Raw genomic sequence first — 7,903 nt, 5'->3', positions numbered from 1 at the left:
GCGCTGCTGGTCTATGCCAGCTCGTGGCTCAAGCTGCACTATCCCGCGGCGTTCCTCGCGGCGCTGCTGCGCAACCAGCCGATGGGCTTCTACTCGCCGCAGTCGCTCGTGACCGACGCCCGGCACCACGGCGTCACGATCCTGCGGCCCGACATCATGCACTCGCAGGCCCAGGCCGACCTCGAAGTGCAGGAGTCCGCCGAGGCCACGGGCCTCGACAGCTGCCTCGCGCGGGAGCAGCCGGCGGTCCCGAGGTTCGTCCGCGGCACACCCGACCCGACCGCCGAGCACCGCCGAGACAGTGGCTTCGCCGTACGCCTGGGACTCGACGAGGTGCAGGGCGTGGGCCTCGAGATCGCCCGCCGCATCGTGGCCGAGCGCGACCGGCAGCCGTACAAGGACATGGCCGACGTGTCGCGGCGGGCCGGGCTGACCGTCGCGCAGATGGAGTCGCTGGCGACCGCGGGAGCGTTCGACGTGTTCGGCCTGTCGCGCCGGCAGGCATTGTGGAACGCCGGCTACGTCGAGAACCCCGACCAGCTCGAGGGCACCTCGGTCCAGTCACCCCCGCCGATGCTGCCGGGCATGACCGAGGTCGAGGAGACCATGGCCGACCTGTGGGCGACCCGCATCTCGCCTTCGAAGCATCCGGTCGAGTTCCTCCGCCCCCTGCTGACGTCGGAGGGCATCCACTCCGTCGCCGGGCTTGCCGACGCCGAGTCCGGCCGCCGGGTCAAGGTTGCCGGCCTGATCACGCACCGGCAGCGTCCCGCGACGGCCGAAGGCGTGACGTTCCTCAACATCGAGGACGAGACCGGGATGCTCAACGTCGTGTGCTCCCAGGCGCTGTGGCAGCGTCATCGCCGGGTCGCCCGCAACTCCGCGGGCCTGATCATCCGCGGCAAGCTGGAGCGCTTCGACGGCGTCACCAACCTGGTCGCCGACAAGCTCGAGCGCATCGAGACCGTCTATCCCGAGGCCGCCGCCGCGATCCCCGCCAAGCACCAGGGCCGCAACTTCCGCTGAGGATGGGGGTCCCCCACGAGCTCTGCGAGTAGGGGGCGGGTTGTGGCCCACCGAGGAGAGGGTTGTGGCCCATGTGTGCGGTCCCAAACCCGCCCCTACTCGCAGAGCTCGTGGGGAACCCTCTCCTCACCGATCCGGAACCCTCTCGTCACCGATCCGGAACCCTCTCCTCACCGATCGCGGGGTCAGACGGGGAGGAATGCGCGGACCGTGTCGATCGTGTCGGCCTCGGCGGGTGACTTGTCGTCGCGATAGCGGATGACGCGGGCGAAGCGGAGCGCGACGCCGCCGGGGTATCGGGTCGATCGCTGGACGCCGTCGAACGCGATCTCGACGACCTGCTCGGGCCGGACCGTGACGACGTAGCCATTGTCGTCGATCTCCAGCTCGCGGAACCGCTGGGTCTGCCACGCGAGGATCTCGTCGGTCATGCCCTTGAACGTCTTGCCGAGCATGACGAATCCGTCGCCATCGCGTGCGCCGAGGTGGATGTTGGACAACCAGCCGCTGCGCCGGCCGGAGCCTCGCTCGACCGCCAGCACCACGAGGTCGAGGGTGTGCACGGGCTTGACCTTGACCCAGCTGGTCCCACGCCGGCCTGCGGCGTAGGACGACGTCAGGCTCTTCACGACCACGCCCTCGTGCCCGAGGGCCAGCACCTGGGCAGCGAACTCCTCGGCCGCGCCGGCGTCGGCGGTGATGAGCCGCGGGACGCGGTGCTGCTCGGGAACGACGCGCTCGAGCGCGGCGAGGCGCTCCGCGGTCGGGGAGTCGACGTGGTCCTGACCGTCGAGATGGAGAAGGTCGAAGAACGCCGGCGTAAGCCGGACCGTGCCGCCCGCGGTCGCCGCGCGGGACGCGGTCTCCTGAAACGGTCGCGGCCGGCCGTCGGGGCCGAGGGCGAGAACCTCGCCGTCGAGCACGACATCGTGGCAGGGCAGGCCGCGGGCGATGGTGACGACCTCGGGGTGGCGGTCCGTCACGTCGTCGAGGGAACGCGTGACGACGAGCACGTCGTCACCGCGACGGTGCACCTGGATGCGGATGCCGTCGAGCTTGGTGTCGATCGCGACATCGCCGCCACCGGCTTTGGCCATCGCTGCCTCGACCGTCGGAGCGGTCGAGGCCAGCATCGGCAGCACCGGCCGGCCGACCTCGAGCACGAACGCCGCCAGCGCGTCCTCCCCGTCGGTCAACGCTGCAGTGGCGACGTCGACCGTGGACCCGGCCATCATGGCGGCTCGACGGACGGCAGCGGCGGAGACACCACCGGCGACGGCCAGCCCTTCCTGCACCAACGAGTCGAGCGCACCCTGGCGGACCTCGCCGGTGACGAGGCCGCGCAGCCACCGCTGCTCGTCGGCCGTGGCCCGGGCGAACAGCTGTCGCGTGGCGTCGGCGCGCGCGATCTGTGAGCCCGCCCCGGCCAGCACAGCGATGCGTTCGAACGCTGCGTCGACCTCGGTGACCTCGAGGGCCGGGTCGGACGCGGGATCGGGCAGGTCCTGCAACGAACGCCAGCCCAGGCCCGTGCGTCGCTGGCGCAGCGCCCCGGCGAGGTAGGACGTCACGATCGGCACGACGTCGGGCCCGGTGTCGGCTGCACGGCGCAGGAGGTCGGCGAGCGCGGCGACCTTCGCCGTACGGGACCGGGTGGCGGCGACCGCAGCGGAGGTGGCGACGACGTCAGCGAGGAGCATGCCCCCATCATTGGCTGCGCCACCGACAATGCAAGCGGTGCCACGACTTAGGGTTGACATGACTTTAAGTGGACGGCTAGGGTGACCTTAGAGTCATGGCAACCTTAAGTCAGGCCGAGAGCGGGAAGGCGCGCACGTGACGATGCAGTCGGCGATCGACCAGCGGGTCTCGCTCGCGGTCTCGACCGTGATCTTCGCGCTCCGCCCGCACCCCGAGAGCGGCCTCATGACGCTGTGGCTGCCGCTCGTGCGCCGCATCCGCGAGCCCTACCAGGGCCAGTGGGCGCTGCCCGGTGGACCGCTCGAGGCCGACGAGGACCTCGCCGGCAGCGCGCGCAACACCCTCGAGCGTACGACCGGGCTGACCCCCAACTACCTCGAGCAGCTGTACGCCTTCGGCAGCCTCGACCGGTCGCCCGACGACCGCGTCGTGTCGATCGTCTACTGGGCCCTCGTGCAGCCCCACGAGGTCGCCCGGGCCGTCGACGGCGAGAACGTCGAGTGGTTCGTCGCCGACGAGCTGCCGCCGCTGGCGTTCGACCACACCGAGATCGTCGACTACGCCCTTGCCCGGCTGCGCGCCAAGATCACCTACACGCCGATCGCGCACGGATTCCTGCCCCGCGAGTTCACCCTCGCCGAGCTGCGGGCCGTGCACGAGGCCGTGCTGCGTACGCATCTCGATCCGGCCAACTTCCGCCGCCAGGCGCTGGCCAGCAAGACCCTCGTCCCCACCGGCACCTGCCTGCAGGGCACGAGTCACCGACCTCCGGCCCTGTTCCGCTTCGAGGCAGGACCACCGTCAAACGCCCCCGAGGAGCGCAGATGACCACCTCCATCAACGACCTGATCGTCGCCGCACCAGACACCAGCTGCGACGTCGAGCTCGCCAAGGGGCCGTGGGAGTTCGACACGTTCCCCGGCTACGGCCCGGGCGCGTCGGAGAACGACGTCATCCCCGACCCGGTCGTACGCCCCGGGCAGCTGCCCGCCGAGTACCAGCGCATGACCGACGATGAGCTGCACGCCCGCATCCGCGCGGCCAAGGAGCAGCTCGGCAGCCGGCTCGTGATCCTCGGCCACTTCTATCAGCGCGACGAGGTCATCCAGTACGCCGACTTCGTGGGTGACTCGTTCCAGCTCGCCAACGCGGCGCTGACCAAGCCCGACGCCGACACGATCGTCTTCTGCGGCGTGCACTTCATGGCCGAGACCGCCGACATCCTGGCGCGCCCGGAGCAGCACGTGATCCTGCCCAACCTCGCCGCCGGCTGCTCGATGGCCGACATGGCCGACGAGGACTCGGTCGAGGCGTGCTGGGAGGACCTCATGGCGGTCTACGGCGAGGAGTTGGACGCCGACGGCAAGCAGCCCGTGATCCCGGTGACCTACATGAACTCCTCGGCCGCGCTCAAGGCGTTCTGCGGCCGGCACGGCGGCATCGTCTGCACCTCCTCGAATGCCGCGACGGTTCTCGAGTGGGCCTTCGAGCGCGGCCAGCGCGTGCTGTTCTTCCCCGACCAGCACCTGGGCCGCAACACCGCCAAGGCGATGGGCATCCCGCTCGAGCAGATGCCCATGTGGAGCCCGCGCAAGGAGCTCGGCGGCAACACCGTCGAGGAGCTCAACGATGCCAAGGTCATCCTGTGGCACGGCTTCTGCTCGGTGCACAAGCGCTTCACGGTCGCCCAGATCGACAAGGCTCGCGCCGACTTCCCCGGGGTCAAGGTCATCGTGCACCCCGAGAGCCCCATGCCGGTCGTCGACGCGGCGGATGCCGCGGGGTCGACCGATGCGATCCGCAAGTACGTCATCGCGTCCGAGCCCGGTGACGTCATCGCGATCGGCACGGAGGTCAACATGGTCAACCGGCTCGCCGCCGAGTTCCCGGACCGGACGATCTTCTGCCTCGATCCCGTGGTGTGCCCCTGCTCGACGATGTACCGCATCCACCCCGGCTACCTCGCCTGGACGCTGGATGGCCTGGTCGCCGGAGAGCTCCGCAACGAGATCATCGTCCCCGACGACGTCGCCACCCACGCCAAGGTCGCGCTCGAGCGCATGCTCGCAGCGCTCCCGAAGTAAGGACCTCGCCATGCGCAACAGCATCATCGTCGTCGGCAGCGGGGTGGCCGGCATGACCGCCGCGCTGGAGGCCGCCGGCGCGTACGATGTCACGCTCTTCACCAAGGCCGACCTGGCCCAGAGCAACACGCGCTACGCGCAGGGCGGCGTCGCCGTGGTGATCGACGCGATGAGCGATCCCGGCGCGCCCCGCCTGGGCGACACGATCGAGTCGCACGTCGGCGACACGCTGGTCGCCGGCGCCGGCCTCAGCGACGAGGACACCGTACGCATCCTGTGCGCCGACGGACCCGAGGCGATCGACGAGCTCATCGCCCGCGGTGTGCCGTTCGACCGGCACGACGGCGAGCTGTCCCATGGTCTCGAGGCCGCTCACACCTATGCGCGCATCCTGCACGCCGGGGGAGACGCCACCGGGGCCGGCATCGCGTACGCGCTGATCGACCGCCTCCGCGAGAGCGACGTGACGATCCGCGAGCGTACGACCGTGGTCGACGTGATGATCGAGGGCGGCACGGCCGTCGGCGTACGCCTGCTCGACGGCGAGGAGGTGCGTGCCGACTCGGTGATCCTCGCGACGGGTGGCGCCGGCCAGCTCTACCCCTACACGACCAACCCCGAAGTCGCGACGGCCGACGGACTCGGCATGGCGCTGCGGGCCGGCGCCGTCGCCGCGGACCTGGAGTTCTACCAGTTCCACCCGACGTCGCTCGACGCCCCGGGCAACTTCCTGGTGTCAGAGGCCGTACGTGGTGAGGGTGCGACCCTGATCGACACCGCGGGCCAGCGCTTCATGCTCGACGTGCACCCCGACGCCGAGCTCGCGCCGCGTGACGTCGTCGCCCGCGGCATCGCCGCCCAGATGGCCAAGCAGTCCGGCATCCCCGTACGCCTGGATGCCACGGGACTCGGTGCCGAATTCCTCGCCAGGCGGTTCCCCAACATCGACGCCGCGTGCCGCGCGCAGGGCTTCGACTGGGGCGAGGTGCCGATCCCGGTGACCCCCGCCGCCCACTACTACATGGGCGGCATCCGCACCGACGAGTGGGGACGCACCTCGATCCCCGGCCTCTACGCCGTCGGCGAGGCTGCCTGCAACGGGCTGCACGGGGCCAACCGGCTTGCGTCCAACTCGCTGCTAGAGGGCGCGGTCTACGGCACCCGGGTGATCGAGGGCCTGGGCGATCCGGCGCCGATGACCGCGTTTGACGCCGACTGGCCCGCACCGATCGAGGTCGACCTCGCCGACGATCCCGACGGCGACGACGTCAACCGCAGCGACCTGCAGCAGCTGATGTGGGACGCCGCCGGCCTGTCGCGCAACGGTGAGGACCTCGAGCGTGCGCTCGCGCGGCTCGCCGAGTGGCGCGCGCCGGCGGCCACCGACGCCAAGTCCGCCGAGGACGCCAACCTGCTCGTCGTGGCCCGCGCCGTCGTCGCGAGCGCGTTGGCCCGCCGGGAGTCGCGCGGCGGCCACTTCCGCACCGACTTTCCCGAGAGCGATCCCGCCCAGGCCCGGCACTCCTCGATCGCGCCGCAGCATGCTTGAGCGCCGGCAGATCCAGCGCGTCGTCGACATGGCGCTCGACGAGGACGCCCCGTTCGGCGACCTGACCTCGCAGACCCTCGTTCCGGAGTCGGCCGTGGCCCGAGCCGACCTGGTCGCGCGTGAGCCCGGTGTGTTCGCCGGCGCCGAGGTGTTCGAGGTCGCGATGACGACGCTCGACGCCACGGTCAAGGTCACGCTCGAGGCGTCCGACGGCGACCGATTCGACAGCGGTGCCGTGCTGGCCCGCGTCGAGGGCCCGGCGCGCGCGGTGCTGCAGGCCGAGCGGGTCGCACTCAACCTGGTGCAGCGCATGACCGGCATCGCGACGCTCACCGCGACGTACGTCGAAGCCGTCGCCGGCACCCAGGCGCGCGTCGTCGACACCCGCAAGACGACGCCGGGCCTGCGGGCGCTCGAGCGCCACGCCGTACGCTGCGGCGGCGGGCACAACCACCGCTACTCCCTGTCGGATGCCGTCATGGCCAAGGACAACCACCTCGCGGTGATCCCCGACATCACCGTGGCGCTGCGCCAGGCCAAGGCCGATCTCCCGCACACGACGCACATCGAGGTCGAGGTCGACCGGCTCGAGCAGCTCGACGCGGTGCTCGAGTCCGGAGCAGCCGGCACGATCATGCTCGACAACTTCAGCCTCGACGACCTGCGGGCCGGGGTCGAGCAGATCGCCGGCCGCGCGATCGTCGAGGCGAGCGGTGGCATCACGCTCGACACGATCGGCGAGGTCGCCCGGACCGGGGTCGACATCATCTCGGTGGGCGCGCTGACCCACAGCGTCCGGGCGCTCGACCTCGGACTCGACATCACGGTGTCCTGACATGATCTACCTCGACGAGGCGGCCACCACCCCGCTCAAGCGGGAGGTGCTGGAGGCGATGTGGCCCTACTTCGGGCCCGACTTCGGCAACCCGTCGAGCCACCACGAGGTCGGCGAGTCCGCCAGCCGGGCGCTCGAGCAGGCCCGCGCGGACGTGGCGCAGGTGCTCGGCGCGCGTGCCTCGGAGGTCACCTTCACGTCGGGCGGCACCGAGTCCGACAACGCCGCGATCAAGGGCATCGCCCTGGCGGATCCTCGCGGCAAGCACATCATCGTGTCGTCGATCGAGCATCCGGCGGTGCTGGAGTCGGCGGAGTTCCTCGGCCGCCTCGGCTACGACGTCACGGCCCTCGACGTCGACCACGACGGCATGGTGCAGCCCGCGGCACTGGCCGAGGCCCTGCGCAGCGACACGACGCTGGTCAGCATCCAGTACGCCAACAACGAGGTCGGCACGATCCAGCAGATCGAGACCTTGTCGCGGCTGGCCGCAGACCGGGGAGTCCCGTTCCACACCGACGCCGTCCAGGCAGCCGGCTGGCTCGACCTCGACGTCGAGCGGCTCGGCGTGCAGGCGATGAGCATCTCCGGGCACAAGCTCGGTGCGCCCAAGGGCATCGGAGTCCTGTACGTCCGGCGTGGCACCCGGTTCGAGCCGCTGATCCACGGTGGTGGGCAGGAGTCCGGTCGCCGCTCAGGCACCGAGAA

Annotated in this window: 7 protein-coding genes; 6 read left to right on the top strand and 1 reads right to left on the bottom strand. The window is 70.8% G+C overall.

Going from position 1 to position 7,903, the window contains the following annotated elements:
- Positions 1 to 1,026: helix-hairpin-helix domain-containing protein (locus tag V6M46_RS14490; protein WP_332666379.1), on the top strand; the 1,026-nt coding region annotated here is incomplete at its 5' end.
- A gap of 185 nt (positions 1,027 to 1,211) precedes the next feature.
- Here the strand turns inward: V6M46_RS14490 and V6M46_RS14485 are convergent.
- Positions 1,212 to 2,726: an ATP-dependent DNA ligase gene (locus V6M46_RS14485; RefSeq protein ID WP_332666377.1), complete on the bottom strand. Its 1,515-nt coding sequence runs from the start codon at positions 2,724 to 2,726 to the stop codon at positions 1,212 to 1,214.
- 142 nt (positions 2,727 to 2,868) lie between these two features.
- On the opposite strand from V6M46_RS14485, the gene V6M46_RS14480 reads away from it, so the two are divergent.
- The 5 genes from V6M46_RS14480 to V6M46_RS14460 all read left to right on the top strand — a co-directional run.
- Positions 2,869 to 3,555, top strand: coding sequence for an NUDIX hydrolase (locus V6M46_RS14480; RefSeq protein ID WP_332666381.1), 687 nt, complete (start codon positions 2,869 to 2,871; stop codon positions 3,553 to 3,555).
- Positions 3,552 to 4,811 carry a quinolinate synthase NadA gene (gene nadA / locus V6M46_RS14475; RefSeq protein WP_332666375.1) on the top strand — a complete coding sequence of 420 codons (1,260 nt, stop codon included), beginning with the start codon at positions 3,552 to 3,554 and terminating at the stop codon, positions 4,809 to 4,811. The genes V6M46_RS14480 and nadA overlap by 4 nt, the downstream gene beginning before the upstream one ends.
- Positions 4,812 to 4,821: 10 nt before the next feature.
- Positions 4,822 to 6,360: an L-aspartate oxidase gene (gene nadB, locus V6M46_RS14470; RefSeq protein WP_332666373.1), complete on the top strand. Its 1,539-nt coding sequence runs from the start codon at positions 4,822 to 4,824 to the stop codon at positions 6,358 to 6,360.
- Entirely contained in the window at positions 6,353 to 7,195 is an 843-nt protein-coding gene (gene nadC, locus V6M46_RS14465) for a carboxylating nicotinate-nucleotide diphosphorylase (RefSeq protein ID WP_332666372.1), read from the top strand. The genes nadB and nadC overlap by 8 nt, the downstream gene beginning before the upstream one ends.
- A 1-nt stretch (position 7,196) precedes the next feature.
- Positions 7,197 to 7,903, top strand: a 707-nt coding sequence (locus V6M46_RS14460) for a cysteine desulfurase family protein (protein WP_332666370.1), incomplete at its 3' end; no start/stop codon positions are given.

The sequence above is a fragment of the Aeromicrobium sp. genome (assembly GCF_036676885.1).
Classification (GTDB): Bacteria; Actinomycetota; Actinomycetes; order Propionibacteriales; family Nocardioidaceae; genus Aeromicrobium.
The sequence above is the reverse complement of the archived record's forward strand: the minus strand, read 5'-3'. Positions and strand labels throughout refer to the sequence as shown.